Raw genomic sequence first — 15026 nt, forward strand, 5'->3', positions numbered from 1 at the left:
GCACGGGAGCCGCACCATGACCGCCATGGGACGGGCGGGCGCCGCCGGGCTGTGGCTCGCGACGTCCGCGGCCGTGGCATCGGCGGCCGGCGCGGCTGCGGTCGCGCACGGCAGCGGCCTGCCCCAGGCCGGCGCCCGGGTGGCGGACGCCGTCGTCGTCACGCTGTTCGTCGTCTCCGGGGCGGTGGTGCTGGTCCACCGCCCCGGCCACCCGATCGGCCTCCTCCTGTGGGCCGGAGGCGCCCTCTGGGGTCTGTCCTCCCTGCCCCTGGAGGTGGCCGCCGCCCGGCTGGTCGCGGGCGCCGACCAGCCTGGGTGGACGGTGGTCGCGGTGGTGGCGCTGGCCGTGCGGGGCGCCGGGTGGATCCTCGTCGTCGTCCTGCTCCCGCTGCTCTTCCCCGACGGGCGGCTGCCGTCGGCACGCTGGCGCCCCGCGGTCGCCCTGGCCCTGGGCTCGCTGGTGCTCTTCACCGGCGCGGTGCTCACCGCCCCCGAACCGCTCGACTACCGCCTGGCCGGGATCCGCAACCCGCTCGGGCTCCCCCTCGACTGGCGACCGGCCGTGGACCTCCTGCCGCTCACCGGCCTCGCGCTGGTGGTGGTCAGCGCGCTGGTCGGGCTGTGCGCGGTCGCCGTGCGCCGGCGCAGGGGGGACCCGCTCGTGCGGCAGCAGGTCGGCGCTCTGCTGGTGGCCGCCGCGGTGTCCCTGGTGGTCGGCCTCTGGATCGTGGTGGACCTCAGCCGGGGCGCGATCGCCTTCCCCCTCGCGGTCGCGGCCATCCCTGTCGCCGTCGGCGTGGCGGTCCTGCAGCACGGCCTCTACGACCTGCGCCTCGCGGTCAACCGCACGCTCGTCTACGGCGTGCTCACCGCTGGGGTCGTCGCCGTGTACGTCGTGGTGGTCGGCGGCGTGGGCGCGGTGCTCCGCTCCGGTGATCCCGGATGGGCGCCGGTCGTCGCCGCAGCCGTCGTCGCGGTGGCCTTCCAGCCGGTCCGGGAGCGCGTGCAGCGGGCGGTGAACCGGCTGACCCTCGGCGTGTGGGACGAGCCGGTGGAGGTCGTCCGGCGCCTCGGTGACCGGCTCGCCGATGCCGCGGCACCGGAGCACACGCTCCCGGCCGTGGTCGACGCGCTCGCCGAGTCGCTGCGGCTGCCGTACGTGGCCGTCCTGGGGGCAGACGGTGCCGTCCTGGCGTCCCGTGGCCGCCCCGGGCCGCCCGAGCAGCAGGTCCCGCTGGTGCACGAGCGGGTCGAGGTCGGCGCCCTGCGCCTCGCCGGCGTCCGGAGGGGCACCTCCACGGTCCCGGTGCTGACGGCGCTGGCGCACCAGCTGGCTCCGGTCGTGCGGGCGCTGGAGCTGTCCCGCCAGCTCCAGGCGTCCCGCGAGCGGCTCGTCCTCTCCCGCGAGGAGGAGCGGCGCCGCCTGCGCCGGGACCTCCACGACGGGCTCGGTCCGGCGCTCGCCGGGCTGACGCTGCGGGTGGACACCGCGCGGAACACCGTGGGCGGCGACCCGGCCGTCGACCGGGTGCTGCTCGAGCTGCGCGACGACGTCCAGGAGGCGGTCGCCGACGTGCGCCGGGTGGTGGAGGACCTGCGTCCGGCCGCGCTCGACGACCTCGGGTTGCCCGGCGCACTGCACGCGCTCGCCCGGCGGATGAGCACCGGCCGACTCCCGGTGGTCGTCGAGGGCTGCCCCACCGTTCCGCCGCTGCCCGCCGCCACCGAGGTGGCCGCCTACCGGATCGCCCAGGAGGCGGTGACCAACGCCGTCCGGCACGCGGGGCCGTGCGCAACGTGCGTGCGCGTGGTGCTCCGCGCGGAGGCCGGGCGGAGCCTGACGGTCTCGGTCGAGGACGACGGGCACGGCCGGGACGCGGCGCTCGCCTCACCCCGCCCCGGCAACGGTCTCCTGACCATGCGCGAGTGGGCGGAGGAACTGGGCGGCGAGCTCGTCGTCACGGACCGCGCCGGTGGCGGCACGGTGGTCAGAGCCGCGCTGCCGACGGGAGCCTCGGCCGGAGGACCCCGGTGAGCGGCCGGATCGGGATCGTCCTGGTCGACGACCACCCGATGTTCCGCCGGGGGCTGCGCGGACTGCTCGAGTCGGTCGCGGACACCGAGGTCCTCGGCGAGGCGGGCACCGGTGAGGACGCCGTCCGGCTGGCGACCGTCCACCGGCCGGACGTCGTCCTCATGGACCTGAACCTGCCGGGGATGTCCGGTGCCGAGGCGACCCAGCGGGTGCTGCGCGCCAGCCCGGCGACCGCCGTGCTGGTGATCACGATGGTCGAGGACGACGACGCGATCATCACCGCCCTCGACGCGGGAGCACGCGGCTACGTGCTCAAGGGTGCCGGCCAGGAGGAGCTCCTGGCGGCGGTGCGGGCGGTGCACCACGGCTCCGCCGTCTTCGGACGCTCCCTGGCCCCGAGGCTGCTCGCCCGGCTCAGCCAGGTGCGCGAGGCCGCGCCGACCTCGGCACCCGGACTGAGCGACCGCGAGAACGAGGTCCTCCGGTTGATGGCCGAGGGCCTCGACAACGCCGGCATCGCCCGCCGGCTCGGGGTGTCGGTCAAGACGGTGCAGAACCACGTGTCCCGCCTGCTCACCAAGCTCGACGCCCGCAACCGGGTCGATGCGGTCCTCCGGTTCCGGGGCGGCGCCTGAGCGCGCGGCCGTCAGCCGTCCGCGCGCGGCTCGTCCGGCTCCCGGTGCGACCGGCCGGCCAGCCACCGCTGCCACTCCGCGCGGTCACCCGCCCCCGGCGCGGCCGAGAGCGCGATCACCGCGACGACCGCGAGGACGGCCGCGAGCAGGACGACGGTCGCCACGACCTCCCACTCGAACAGCGGGGGGACGGTCATGTTGCCGGGAACCGGCGCGGGGCTGGGCGCTGCCATGGGCCACGGTGTGCCCCGCCCCGGGAGACGGGGAACTCCTGCCGCGGGAGCCTCACCCGTGCGGGCGACGTGACGCAGCGCGACGGCGTCCGGGGCGCCCGACCGCACCGGGTGGGCACCCCACCCGGCCGGGTGACCGGGCCCGTCTCGGCGCGCGGACCCTCGGTCCGCCGCCCTAACGTCGGCGCGATGGGAGCCGGACACGCACGGGAGGAGGTAGCCGGATGAGCACCGCGACGCAGCTCGAGGGCGCTGCCGAGGTCACCGACGGCGCCCCGCGCCCGCACCCGCACCCGCACCCGAACGTCTCCGGCGACCTGCCCACGCTGTTCCGGGCCGCGCCGATGTTCCGCCGGGTGCTGGCCGGCTACGACCGTTTCCAGGTCGACACCTACGTCCAGTGGGCGGAGGACGAGCTGGCGACGGCGGAGCGCGAGCGGGAGCACCTGCTGGACCGCTGCCTGCAGACGCGGACCGCCCTGGACGAGGCCCGGCAGCTGCTCGACCACTCCGCCGGCGGCGGTGAGCTGCTGCGGCTGTCGGAGCGCATCGGCTCGATGCTCTCCGCCGCGGCCGACCAGGCCCAGGGCATGACGGCCGAGGCCGAGGAGCTGCGCGCCGCCGCACGGGCGGAGGCCGAGGAGCTACGGGCCCGCGCCGCCGACGAACTGGCCCGTGCCCGGGCCGGCGCCCGCGAGACCGCCGCAGCCGCCACGGCGCGGGCCGAGACGTTGCTCGTCGTGGTCGGGCGCACCCTCGACGCCGCCGAGCAGATCCGCACCGACGCCGTCGCCGAGGCGGAACGCCGCGCGGCCGGAGCGCGGGCGGTGGAGCGGCGTGCGGCGGAGCGGGCCGCCGAGCTCGTGGAGCAGGCCGCGGCCGAGGTGGCCCGGGGCCGGCTGCAGGGACGCGCGGAGATCCTCGGCATGCTCGCGACCGGCCGGGAGGAGCGGCGCCGGGCGGACGCCGAGGCGGCGGCGCACCGCGACCGGCTGGACCGGCAGGCCACCGAGCGCCGGGCGGCGCTGCTCGCGGACGTGGCTGCCCTGGAGCGCCGCCGGGAGGAGCTCGCGGCGGAGGTCGAGCGCGTGGCCCACACGGTCCCGGCCGGGCCCGCCGACCCGCCGGCCGCGACCACCGGCCGGCTCCTCGACCGCCTCCGCCGCCCCCGCCCCCCGCGCGCCGGCACCGCCTAGCCTCGGGACGTGGCCTTCACCGTCCCCGACGCGCACCTGCTGGCGCTGGCCGCGCACGAGGGGCAGGTGGACCGGGACGGCCACGACCACTACCTCGCCTCCCTGCGGCCGCTCGCCGAGATGCTGCGCCCCCACGGCCCCGAGGCGGAGATGGCCGGCGTGCTCCGCGACGTCCTGGCCCTCACCCGTGACCACCCGGATCCGGCCCGGCGCTACGACGTCGACCGGCTGCGTGCCCTGGGCGTGCCGGAGGCGGTGGTGGCCGCCGTGGACGCGGTGACCCCGCGGCCCGGCGAGCCCTACATGGGCGGCTCGGTCCGCCGCGCCGCCGCCGACCCCCTGGGACGGCTGGTCATGCTGGTCGGCAACGCGCTGGACCTCGCCGCCAGCGAGGCGCTGGCCGGCACCGACCCGGACAAGGCGCGCACCCTGCGCGAGGGCCGGTACCGCCCCGCCCGCCGGATCCTGCTCGCGGCCGAGGCCGCCGACCGCCTGCACGGCCGGCGCATCCTCGTCTGACCCCGGCCGGCTCAGCCGGCGGAGGGCGTGGCCCCGTCCGGCCGGAAGGTGGCCAGGGCGGTGGCGAGCATCGCGTAGTACCCGACCAGCCACACCAGCGCCGCCAGCGCCTCGAGCCCCAGCACCGACGTCGCCTCGGCGTACCCCGCGTCGTCCAGCTCGCCGTCGTCGAGCAGCCGCCACGTCGCCACGACCACGGCCTCGTCGACCGGGTCCAGCCCGTCGGGGACCCGGCCGTCCAGCAGGGCCTGCAGCTGCGCCGTGGGAACGCCCGCCGCACGGGCGGCCTGCTCGTGCGCCAGCCACTCGAAGTGCGACCGGCGCCGAACCGCGACGGCGAGGATCGCGAGCTCCCGCGCCCGCGGGCCCAGGAGCTGCTCACCGCGCAGCGCCGCGCCCACGGCCTGCACCGCCGAGCCGATGCGGGGCTCGAGCAGCATCGCGGCGAAGGGCCCCATCAGGCGGCCGGCGTCGTCGGTGAGCGGGACGACCGACGACTGGGCCTGCCGGGGGCCCCGCGTGATCTCGGCGTGCAGCCGGGCGCGCTCGCCGTCCAGCTGCGCGGGGTGCAGCAGCGGCAGGCGCGCCGGGCCGCGGGGCGCGGGCCGGCCGGTGAGCTCCTCGGGCACGGGCGGTCCTTCCGTGGGCGGCGGGGCACCGCAGCCTAGGCACGCCGGACGGGGACCCGGCACGCCGGCCCCGTCCCGCCGACGAGCGCCGCGAGGCGCCGGTCAGCGCCTGACCGGACCCGTGGCCCCCCGCCGGGCCGGGGGGGCGGGGGGGGGGCGCGGCCGCCCCCGCGCGCGCCCCACTGCCGCACCGCCGCGTCCAGCCCGGCGGCGACGGCGGCGACGTCGGTGTCGTCGTGGGACAGCCGGAGCCGGCCGGCGACGTCCCGCCCCTCGCTGAGCAGACCCCCGCGACGGTCCACCTCCAGGACGACGTCGGCGCCCTGCCGGTCGGTCAGGAAGGTGACCTCGAGCTCGTTGATCCGGCCCCGCAGCTCCCGCGGCGGCCAGAACTCCACCTCCTGGTAGAACGGCAGCTCGCTCCCGCGCAGCCGTCCCTTCTCCACGTCGGCACCGCGGAAGGAGAACCCGAGCCGCTCCAGGGCCTCCAGCACCGCGACCTGGACCGGCAGCGGCCGCACGTGCACCGCGTCCAGGTCGCCGGGGTCCACCCCGCCGGGGATGTCCACGCGGGTGCGCAGCCCGACGCGCATGCCGCGCAGGTGCCACTGGCCCACGGTCGTGAACGGGCACTGCCACGGCACGTCGAAGCCGAACGGGATGCTGCGCTGCTCCCCCGCCTCGATCGTCGAGCCCTCGGCGACCACCGCGGCGCCGAAGGTGACGTCCTCGCGCCACGAGGCGTCCCCGCTCTCCACCTCGACCGTCGCGACGAGCTCCACCCGGATCCGGTCGAACTGCTGCGCCACCGAGCCGCCGGTCACGGTCACCGTCCCCGCGACCGTGCCGCCGGGCGTCGTGTCGGGCGAGACCAGCACGGTCTCGACCTGGGCGTTGCCGGCGCCGAGCCGGGCCATGAGTTTCTTGAAGGCCATCGGGCCACCACCTCCTGGGTCGGGAACCCTCAGCCTGGCAGCCCGGTCAGGCAGTCGGGGCGATCCCGGCTCCTCCCGCGCGGCGGGCGTCCCCCATCGGTCCGGACGTGCGCGACCCACGTCCGAGCCGACCGCGGCCCCCGCGCTACTCGAAGTAGCGCCGCGGTGTGTCGACGAGCATCTGCCGGAGCTGCTCCTCGGTCATCCCCCGCTCGCGCAGCGCCGGCAGGACCTCCGTGCTGATGTGCGTGAAGTTCCAGTTCGGCTGGACCTGCTGGAAGGCGGCCCGCGCCGCCGGGTCGGGGAAGTAGTCGATGAAGCAGCTGGCGTCGTGCGCCAGCACCATCCGGTCGGCGTAACCCCGCTCGGCCAGGGCGACGATCGTGTCGACCCGGGCCGCCGTGGGGTTGTAGATGTCCAGCCCGAACCGGTCCATGCCGAGCAGGCAGCCGGCGTCGGCCAGCCAGGTCAGGTACGCGAGGTCGTTGCTGTCGCCGGCGTGCCCGATGACGACCTTGGTGAGGTCCACGCCCTCCTCGCGGAACACCTGCACGGCCAGTCGGCCCGCTTCGTTGTGCGAGGACGTGTGCACGGTGATCGGTGCCCCGGTCGCGCGGTGCGTGGCGGCGCAGGCGCGCAGGTTGCGCTCGACGCCGGGGGTGAGGCCCTTGGCCTCGACGACGCACTTGAGGAAGGCGGCCTTGACCCCGGTGTCGGCGATGCCGGCGCGGATGTCCCGGGTGAAGTCGTCGACCATCGGGTCGGTCGGCAGGTCCAGGGCCAGGCCGGGGCCGCGGTGCTCGTACTGGTGCGGGATCTCGTCGTAGGTGTACAGGCCCGTGGCCACGATGATGTTGATGTCGGTCTGCTCGGCGACCCGCTGGACGCGCGGGATGTAGCGGCCGAGGCCCCACACGGTGGGGTCGACGATCGTGTCGATGCCGAGCGCCTTGAGCTCGTTCAGCTGGCGGACGGCGTCGGCGACCCGCTCGTCCTCGTCCCACCAGTCCCCGGTGCCGTAGTTCTGCAGGTGCTCGGTGGAGACGACGAACACGTGCTCGTGCATCAGGGTCGCGCCGAGCTCGGCGGTGTCGATCGGGCCACGGACGGTCTCGACGGTGGGCACTGCGTTGCCTCCAGGGGTCGGGTTCAGCGGGTGGTCTGCCAGTCGGTCTGCTCGCGCAACGGGGGCTTGAGCACCTTGCCGCCGGGGTTGCGCGGCAGGGGGTCGGTGCGCACGGCGACGAACTGCGGCACCTTGAAGTCGGCCAGCCGCTCGCGGGCGAAGGCCAGCAGGTCCTCCGGGTCCAGGTCGTGCCCGGGCAGCGGGACGACGACGGCACCGACCTTCTCGCCCATCATCGGGTCCGGCACCCCGAGCACGGCGACCTCGCCGACGGCGGGGTGCGCCGCCAGGGCGTTCTCGACCTCGACGCAGTACACGTTCTCGCCGCCGCGGTTGATCATGTCCTTCTTGCGGTCGACGACGTGGACGAGGCCCTCGTCGTCGATGCGGGCCAGGTCGCCGCTGTGCAGCCACCCGTGGACGAAGGTCTCCGCCGTCTGCTCCGGCTTGCGCCAGTAGCCGGCGACCACGTTCGGGCCGCGGATCAGCAGCTCGCCCACGCCGGTGGCCGGGTCGGGGTCGGCGAGGTCCAGGTCGACGACGGGAGCGGCGAACCCGACCGAGTCGGCGTGCTCGGCGGCGTGCTCGTCGGGCAGGTAGGTCGACACCGACGAGGTCTCGGTCAGGCCGAAGCCGTTGCCCACCCGGGCGGTCGGGAAGGCGGCCTTGATGCGGTGCACGAGGTCCGGGGCGATCGGCGCGCCCCCGTAGCTCAGCGCCCGGACCGACGAGGTGTCGACGTCGGCGAAGCCGGGCTGCTGCAGCGCCAGCCAGTAGATCGCCGGCACCGTGGTGAGCACCGAGATGCGCTCCTCCTCGATCGCCCGCAGGAAGGCGCCGACCTCGAACACCGGCATGACCACCGCGCGGCCGGCGACCGCGGTGACGACCAGCAGCTGGGAGTTGCAGCCGGTGACGTGGAAGAGCGGCACCGAGATCAGCGTCGACAGCGGCTCGTCGCGCGGCAGCCCGAGGCAGCGCAGGCACGTCTCGACGTTGGACAGGAAGTTCTCGTGGGTGGTCATCGCCCCCTTGGGGAAGCCGGTCGTGCCGCTGGTGTAGAAGATCCCGGCCAGGTCGGTGTGCCCCTGGTCGGTCACCGCGAGCGGCTCGCCGTCCGGCAGCGGCGCGCCGGGCTCCACGACGACGGCGGCGCCGGAGTCCTCGACGACGTAGCGCACCTCGGGCTCGGCGAAGCGGGTGTTCACCGGGACGACGACGGCACCCGCGAGCAGCGTCCCCCAGAAGGCGAGCACCCAGTCGCTCCCGTTGCCCAGCCGGTTGGCGACCCGGTCACCCGGCTGCACACCGGCCGCCCGCAGCCCGCCGGCGACCCGGGTGGCGCGGGCCCACAGCTGCCGGTAGCTGAGCCGCTCACCGCCCAGCTCGGCCAGCGCCTCGGCCTCCGGGTGCGCGTCGACGGCGGCGCGGAGCAGCTGCACCAGGTTCTGCGGCAGGCCGGTGTAGCGCCGGATGCCGTCCGGCCCCACCTCCGTGCCGCTGCGGTCGAAGGGGCTGGGCATCCACGACCTCCCGCTGACCGGCCGCTGACCTCGTCGTCCGCGTCGTCCCGGCAGTCTGTCGGCGGACGACCGCGCTGTCCACCGGCGGCTCCGCGCCGGTGCACGTCAGCCCAGCAGCGGGCGCACGTTCTCCGTCCACACGTCCCAGCCGAGGCGGCCGATGAGCGCCGTGACGATCACCAGGAAGACGACGCGGATGAACCCGCTCCCCCGGGTCGTCGCCGTCCGGGAGCCGAGGTAGCCGCCGAGCATGTTCGCCGCGCCCATCAGGATGCCCAGGCCCCAGAACACCGCACCGATCGGGGCGAAGAAGAGCAGCGCCCCGAGGTTCGTGGCGACGTTGACGATCTTGGCCTTGGCGCTGGCGTGCAGGAAGTCGTAGCCCAGCAGCGACACCATCGCGAACACGAGGAACGACCCGGTCCCGGGGCCGAGGATGCCGTCGTAGAACCCGATGCCCACCCCGAGCGCGGCGGCGACCCCGTGGTGCCGGCGTCCGGTGTGCCGCAGCGCGGTCACCTCCCCCAGCGAGGGGCGCAGCAGCGTGAAGGCCGCGATGGCGACGAGCGCGACGACGATGACCGGCTTGAACACCGCCGCCGGCAGCGCCGCGGCCACCGATGCCCCGGCGAAGCTCCCCACCAGCGCCACCAGGGCCATGGGGAGGGCCGTGCGCAGGTCGGGGTGGACCCGGCGGTGGTAGGTGACGGCGCTGGTCGTGGTGCCGAAGATCGACGCCAGCTTGTTGGTGGCCAGCGCCTCCACCGGGCTGATCCCCGGGACGAGCAGCAGCGCCGGCAGCTGCACGAGCCCGCCGCCGCCGACGACGGCGTCGATCCAGCCGGCGGCCAGCGCGGCCACCAGCAGGAGCAGCAGCACGCTGCCGGAGATCCCCTCGGGCAGCAGGTCGACCGGGAAGACGTCCCCCACCCCCGCCACGACCTCCTCGTCGCGCACCCGGCCCCGGGCGCACCCCGAGCACGGTAGGACCCCGGCCCGGGGGCCCGGCGGGCGGGTGGGGGTGCTTGCCCCGGGGGCCGCCGGCGGCGAGGGTGGGGGCGTGCGCAGACGGACACTCCTCGCCGCGGCCGGGGCAGCCCTGCTCGGCGCCTGCTCGAGCCCGGTCGCGGAGCGCTCGACCGCCGAGCGGACGTCCCGCCCCCGCACGGCCGCGCCGTCGCCGACGGCCGAGCCGGCGCCCTCCAGCGCACCGCCGACCCCCGCGACCGCCGAGGAGGTGCTCGCCCGCTCGACCGTGCCGGTGCTCTGCTTCCACCAGCTGCGCGAGTTCCGCGCCGAGGACAGCGCCTACGCCCGCACGATCATCACCCCGACGGCGATGTTCCGGGCCCAGCTGCAGGCGCTGCGCGACGGCGGGCGGACGCCGATCAGCGTCCCGGACCTGCTGGGCCACCTGCAGTTCGGCGCGCCGCTGCCCGACCGGCCGGTGCTGCTGACCTTCGACGACGGCTCGGCGACCCACCACTCGGTGGCCCTCCCGGTGCTGCGCGAGTTCGGGTTCCCGGCGGCGTTCTTCCCGATGACCGTCGTCCTCGGCAAGCCGGACTGGCTGAGCCCCGACCAGCTGCGGGAGCTCGACGCGGCCGGCATGACCATCGGCGCGCACAGCTGGGACCACCAGCGGGTCGACCGGCTGGCCGGGGACCAGTGGGTGGAGCAGCTGGACCGGCCCCGGGCCGAGCTCGCCGGGATCCTCGGCCACCCGGTGGAGACCATGGCCTACCCGCACGGCATGTGGTCACCGGAGGCGCTGCCCCGGGTCGCGGCGGCGGGTTACCGGGCGGCGTTCCAGCTGGCCGACCCTCAGGACCCGGCGTACCCGCTGCTGACGGTCCGACGGATCATGCCGCCGCCCACCTGGGACGGGCCGACGCTGCTGGCGCGGCTGGACGCGTGGTCCTGACCGGTCACCCGGGGCGGCCGAGGTCCTCGAGGACGGCGAGCACCGCCGGCCAGGCGGCGGCGCGCGGGTCGATGACGGCGAAGTGCCCGGCCGGCACCGGGACGAGCACGGCCGCGGGGTGGCGCCGCACGTAGGACTCGCTCAGCGCCACGGGCACCACGGCGTCACCGGTCCCGTGCACGATCCGGACCGGCGCGGCCGGTGCCGCCAGCCGGGCGGGGTCCAGGTCGGGCCGCGCGGCGGCGTCCTCCCCCAGGAAGGACGCCACCGCGTCGCCGTCGAGGCCGAGCGCCTGCCCCAGCCGGAGGTCGGCCACCGGCGCCAGGGCGAGCACGCCGGCCGGAGCCCACGCGGCCGCGGTGGTCGCGGCCACCTGCAGGGCGAGGTGCCCGCCGGCCGAGTGCCCGGCGAGCAGCACGCCCCGGCCGCCGGTGAGGTCCGCCCGCCCCGCTACCGCGCGCAGCGCCGCGTGCACGTCCTCCACCGCCAGGTCCGGCCGGCCGGGGACCCGTCGGTACTCCGGGGCGACGGTCGACCACCCGGCGAGGGCCAGGGCCTCGGTCATCGGCCCCAGGTGCGCGCGGTCGTAGGCCGGCCGCCAGAAGCCGCCGTGCACCACCACGAGGAGCGGGTGCCCGTCCGGCGCGCCGACGGCGAGCCGGACGTCCGCGACCTGCTCAGCGGCCGGGCCGTACCGGAGCACCTCGTCGGGGGGCGCGGCCGGCCGGGTGAGCACCGACCGGTCCTCGGTCGCGGAGCGGGCGGGCACGCGGTCGAGGATGCGCGGCGCCGGCCGGTGCCGTCCAGCCGGTGGGCTCAGCTGGGACCCGCCAGCGCCGAGGAGAGCTCGGCGCACAGCTCCGCCAGCGCCTGCGGGGCGCTCCGGCACAACCGCGGGAAGGCCAGGTAGCCGTGCGGCATCCCCACGTAGGTGGTGGCCCGCACCGGCACCCCGGCGGCCCGCAGCACCCCGGCGTAGCGCAGCCCGTCGTCCCGGATGGGATCGTGCTCGGCGACCTGCACCAGCGCCGGCGGGAGGCCGGCGTGGTCGCCGGCCAGCAGCGGTGAGGCGTACGGGTCGGTGCGGTCGCGGTCGCCGAGGTAGTGCGCCCGGTAGGCCTCCATGTCCCGTCGGGTGAGGATCGGCGCCTCGGCGTTCTCGGCGATCGAGGCGCTGCCGAAGGTCAGGTCGGTCGCCGGGTACAGCAGCGCCTGGAAGCCGATCGCGGGCCCGGACCGGTCGCGGGCCATGAGTGCGACGACCGCGGCGAGGTTGCCACCGGCGCTGTCGCCCATGACCGCCAGCCGTCGCGGGTCGCCTCCCAGGTCGCCGGCGCGGCCGGCGATGTCGGCCAGCGCCGCGTAGCAGTCCTCCGGTGCCGCCGGCCACGGGTGCGCCGGCGCCAGCCGGTAGTCCACCGACACGACGACGGCGCCCACGGTGGCCGCCACGTTGCTGCACAGCCAGTCGGCCTGGTCCAGCGAGCCGAGCACCCAGCCGCCGCCGTGGAGGTTGACCACCAGCGGCAGCGGGCCGGCGACCGGTCCGCGCGGGCGGTAGACCCGCATGCCCAGCGGGCCCTCGGCGCCGGCGGCGACCCCGTCCTCGAGGGCCACCCCCGGCGCCACCCCGCCGAGCAGCAGGTCGGTCACGGGGTTGTGGCCGGGCGAGCGGTCCTGGACGCGGGCGATCCGCTCGGCGTCCAGCGTGGCGATCGAGCTGAGCCGCAGCGCCCGCCCCAGCAGCCGGACCCGCAGGTCGAGCCTCGCCACGTCAGCGCGCCAGCGTGCCCAGGTCCACCGGGAGCTGGATCCCGGTGACGTGCCGGGCCTCGTCGGAGGCGAGCCAGGCGACGGCGTTGGCGATGTCCTCCGGCTGGGAGATCGGGTCGGGCAGCGCCTGCATCAGGATCGGCCCCAGCGTGGTGGCGAACCTCTGCGACAGCTCGAACATCTCCGCCGGTTGCATGCCGGTGGCGACGCCGTGCGGGTGCACGGTGTTCACCCGGATGTTGTGCTGGCCGAGCTCGTTGGCCATGGTCCTGGCCAGGCCGGTGACGCCGTGCTTGCTGGCGGCGTAGTCGGCGAGGAACGGCAGGCCGCGCAGCCCGGCGACGGAGCTGATGATGATGATCGACCCACCGGTGCCCTGCTCGAGCAGGACCGGCACGGTGGCCTTGGCCGTGTAGAAGGTCCCGGTCAGGTTGACGTCGATGGTCTCCTGCCACTTCTCGACGGGGATCTCCCACGACAGGGCGCCCGAGCAGATGCCGGCGTTGGCGACGACGACGTCGAGCCGGCCGAGCTCCGCGACGCCGTCGGCCACCACCGCGACCTGCCCGTCGAGGTCGCGGACGTCGACCGTGCGGGCGAGGACCCGGCGGCCCTGGGCCTCGACCAGCCGGGCGGTCTCGGCCAGGTCCTCCTCGGTGGGCCCGGCGTACGAGGTGGTCGCCGCCGTCGCGCAGTTGTCGATGGCGATGACGTCGGCGCCCTCGGCGGCGAGCCGGACGGCGTGGGCGCGGCCCTGGCCGCGGGCGGCACCGGTGATGTAGGCGACCTTGCCGGCGAGCCGGCCGGACGTGCTGGTGGTCATGCATTCCTCCTCACGTCGAACCGGACAACGATGTCCGGATCGCTAGGCTGCGAGCATGGCCACATCGGGCGGGCGGGTCAACCGCGGTCCGGCCGCGGCCTCGGACAACCGGCGGGCGATCCTCCGGGCGGCCCGCCGGGTCATGGCCGAGCGCGGCTACCGGGTGCCGCTGAGCACGATCGCCCGCGAGGCGGGCGTCGGCCAGGGCGTGCTCTACCGGCACTTCCCCACGCGGCTGGACCTCGCGTTCGCCGTCTTCGAGGAGAACGTCACCGAGCTCGAGGTCATCGCCGCCGACCCGGACCCCGCGGCGATCGGCCGACTGTGGCGCTGCCTGGTGGACCAGGCGATCAGCTCCACGGCCTTCGTCGAGATGGTCGTCGACGCCCGCCGCACGCTCCCCGCGCGCGACTTCGCCGACCGGCTGCTCGGCCTGGTCGAGGCCACCCTGAACCCCGCCCGCCGGGCCGGCGTGGTTCCGCAGGAGGTCGTCGCCGACGACGTGCTGCTGGCGCTCCGGATGACCCTCGGGGTGGTCGTGACCGCCGCCGCGCCGGAGGCGGTCCGGCCCGCCGTCGACCGGGCCCTGGCGCTGCTGGACCCGCCCTGGGCCCGGCCGGGCACGGGGCTCAGCCGGTGAAGGCCCGGGTCTCGGCGAGCCGCTCGGCGGTGACCGTCTTGAGCCGGGCGACCGCATGCGCCAGCGGGACCAGCTCGATCTCCGTCCCGCGTAGCGCCACCATCTGACCGGTGCGGCCCTCGTGCGCGGCGATCGTCGCGTGCAGCCCGAAGCGGGTGGCCAGCACGCGGTCGAAGGAGGTCGGCGTCCCCCCGCGCTGCACGTGACCCAGGACGGTCGCCCGCACCTCCTTGCCGGTGCGCCGCTCGAGCTCCTCGCCCAGCTGCTGGGTGACGCCGGTGAACCGGCGGTGGCCGAACTCGTCGACACCGCCGCGCCGGAAGGCCATCTGGCCGGGCAGCGGCTCAGCCCCCTCGGCGACCACGCCGATGACGTGGGAGTCGCCCCGGGCGAAGCGCTCGCACACGAGCCGGACGACCTCGTCGACGTCGAAGGGCTCCTCGGGCACCAGGGTGAGGTGGGCGCCGGCGGCCAGCCCGGCGTGCAGCGCGATCCAGCCGGCGTGCCGGCCCATCACCTCGACCAGCAGCACGCGCTGGTGCGACTCGGCGGTCGTGTGCAGCCGGTCGATGAGCTCGGTGGCGATGCTCACCGCGGTGTCGAACCCGAACGTGAGGTCGGTGCCGTCGATGTCGTTGTCGATCGTCTTGGGGATGCCGACCACCGGCACGCCGGCCTCTGACAGCAGGTGCGCCGCGGTGAGCGTGCCCTCACCACCGATGGGGATCAGCACGTCGATCCCGTGCTCGTCGAGCGTGCACTTCATCTCGTCGATGCCCGCGTGCAGCTTCTCCGGCGCCACCCGGGCCGACCCCAGGGTCGTGCCGCCCCGGGTGAGCAGCCCGTCGACCGCGGCCACGTCCAGCGGGGTCGAGCGGTTCTCCAGCAGCCCCCGCCAGCCGTCGCGGAAGCCCACCACCTCGCTGCCGTAGTGGGCGCCGGCGGTGCGCACCACCGATCGGATGACGGCGTTGAGGCCGGGGCAGTCCCCGCCTCCGGTCAGCACTCCGATGCGCACCGGCTGGCTCCTCGCGC

General features: G+C 76.2%; 16 protein-coding genes. 6 read left to right on the top strand and 10 right to left on the bottom strand.

Going from position 1 to position 15026, the window contains the following annotated elements; genetic code table 11:
* Positions 1-16 precede the first annotated feature (16 nt).
* Positions 17-2035, top strand: a complete 2019-nt coding sequence (locus QOZ88_RS03205) for a sensor histidine kinase (RefSeq protein WP_305998350.1) — start codon at positions 17-19, stop codon at positions 2033-2035.
* Positions 2032-2670, top strand: a complete 639-nt coding sequence (locus tag QOZ88_RS03210; protein WP_305998351.1) for a response regulator transcription factor — start codon at positions 2032-2034, stop codon at positions 2668-2670. The genes QOZ88_RS03205 and QOZ88_RS03210 overlap by 4 nt, the downstream gene beginning before the upstream one ends.
* A gap of 11 nt (positions 2671-2681) precedes the next feature.
* On the opposite strand, the gene QOZ88_RS03215 is transcribed toward QOZ88_RS03210, so the two are convergent.
* Positions 2682-2903 carry a hypothetical protein gene (locus tag QOZ88_RS03215; protein WP_305998352.1) on the bottom strand — a complete coding sequence of 74 codons (222 nt, stop codon included), beginning with the start codon at positions 2901-2903 and terminating at the stop codon, positions 2682-2684.
* Positions 2904-3127: 224 nt separating this feature from the next.
* On the opposite strand from QOZ88_RS03215, the gene QOZ88_RS03220 reads away from it, so the two are divergent.
* Entirely contained in the window at positions 3128-4099 is a 972-nt protein-coding gene (locus QOZ88_RS03220) for a hypothetical protein (protein WP_305998353.1), read from the top strand.
* A gap of 9 nt (positions 4100-4108) precedes the next feature.
* Positions 4109-4618, top strand: coding sequence for a phosphohydrolase (locus QOZ88_RS03225; RefSeq protein WP_305998354.1), 510 nt, complete (start codon positions 4109-4111; stop codon positions 4616-4618).
* Between the two features lie 11 nt (positions 4619-4629).
* Here the strand turns inward: QOZ88_RS03225 and QOZ88_RS03230 are convergent, their stop codons facing one another.
* The 5 genes from QOZ88_RS03230 to QOZ88_RS03250 form a co-directional block, all read right to left on the bottom strand.
* Positions 4630-5247 (bottom strand): carboxymuconolactone decarboxylase family protein, encoded by a 618-nt coding sequence (locus QOZ88_RS03230; protein ID WP_305998355.1) that lies wholly within the window; start codon positions 5245-5247, stop codon positions 4630-4632.
* Between the two features lie 35 nt (positions 5248-5282).
* On the bottom strand, positions 5283-6182 hold the full coding sequence (locus QOZ88_RS03235) for a sporulation protein (protein ID WP_305998356.1): 900 nt from the start codon (positions 6180-6182) through the stop codon (positions 5283-5285).
* A gap of 145 nt (positions 6183-6327) precedes the next feature.
* Positions 6328-7308 (bottom strand): phosphotriesterase family protein, encoded by a 981-nt coding sequence (locus tag QOZ88_RS03240; RefSeq protein ID WP_305998357.1) that lies wholly within the window; start codon positions 7306-7308, stop codon positions 6328-6330.
* 23 nt (positions 7309-7331) lie between these two features.
* Complete coding sequence (locus tag QOZ88_RS03245) at positions 7332-8831, bottom strand: class I adenylate-forming enzyme family protein (protein WP_305998358.1); 1500 nt, start codon at positions 8829-8831, stop codon at positions 7332-7334.
* A gap of 105 nt (positions 8832-8936) precedes the next feature.
* Positions 8937-9788, bottom strand: a complete 852-nt coding sequence (locus tag QOZ88_RS03250) for a sulfite exporter TauE/SafE family protein (protein WP_305998359.1) — start codon at positions 9786-9788, stop codon at positions 8937-8939.
* Between the two features lie 103 nt (positions 9789-9891).
* On the opposite strand from QOZ88_RS03250, the gene QOZ88_RS03255 reads away from it, so the two are divergent.
* Positions 9892-10755: a polysaccharide deacetylase family protein gene (locus QOZ88_RS03255; RefSeq protein ID WP_305998360.1), complete on the top strand. Its 864-nt coding sequence runs from the start codon at positions 9892-9894 to the stop codon at positions 10753-10755.
* Positions 10756-10759: 4 nt separating this feature from the next.
* Here the strand turns inward: QOZ88_RS03255 and QOZ88_RS03260 are convergent, their stop codons facing one another.
* The 3 genes from QOZ88_RS03260 to QOZ88_RS03270 are packed head-to-tail and all read right to left on the bottom strand — an operon-like array spanning position 10760 to position 13351.
* The gene (locus QOZ88_RS03260; RefSeq protein WP_305998361.1) at positions 10760-11524 is read right to left on the bottom strand and encodes an alpha/beta hydrolase; all 765 of its coding nucleotides are present in this window, start codon (positions 11522-11524) and stop codon (positions 10760-10762) included.
* A 47-nt stretch (positions 11525-11571) separates the two neighbouring features.
* A complete protein-coding gene (locus QOZ88_RS03265) occupies positions 11572-12528 on the bottom strand; it encodes an alpha/beta hydrolase (RefSeq protein ID WP_305998362.1) in 957 nt (318 codons plus the stop codon).
* Position 12529: 1 nt separating this feature from the next.
* On the bottom strand, positions 12530-13351 hold the full coding sequence (locus tag QOZ88_RS03270; protein WP_305998363.1) for a mycofactocin-coupled SDR family oxidoreductase: 822 nt from the start codon (positions 13349-13351) through the stop codon (positions 12530-12532).
* Between the two features lie 55 nt (positions 13352-13406).
* Here QOZ88_RS03270 and QOZ88_RS03275 point away from each other — a divergent pair, with 55 nt between their 5' ends.
* The gene (locus tag QOZ88_RS03275) at positions 13407-13991 is read left to right on the top strand and encodes a TetR/AcrR family transcriptional regulator (protein WP_305998364.1); all 585 of its coding nucleotides are present in this window, start codon (positions 13407-13409) and stop codon (positions 13989-13991) included.
* Here QOZ88_RS03275 and QOZ88_RS03280 read toward each other — a convergent pair.
* The gene (locus QOZ88_RS03280; protein ID WP_305998365.1) at positions 13981-15009 is read right to left on the bottom strand and encodes an ATP-dependent 6-phosphofructokinase; all 1029 of its coding nucleotides are present in this window, start codon (positions 15007-15009) and stop codon (positions 13981-13983) included. The two genes, QOZ88_RS03275 and QOZ88_RS03280, sit on opposite strands and share 11 nt — an antisense overlap.
* Positions 15010-15026: the final 17 nt, after the last annotated feature.

This window comes from Blastococcus carthaginiensis, from assembly GCF_030731085.1.
Taxonomy (GTDB): domain Bacteria; phylum Actinomycetota; class Actinomycetes; order Mycobacteriales; family Geodermatophilaceae; genus Blastococcus; species Blastococcus carthaginiensis.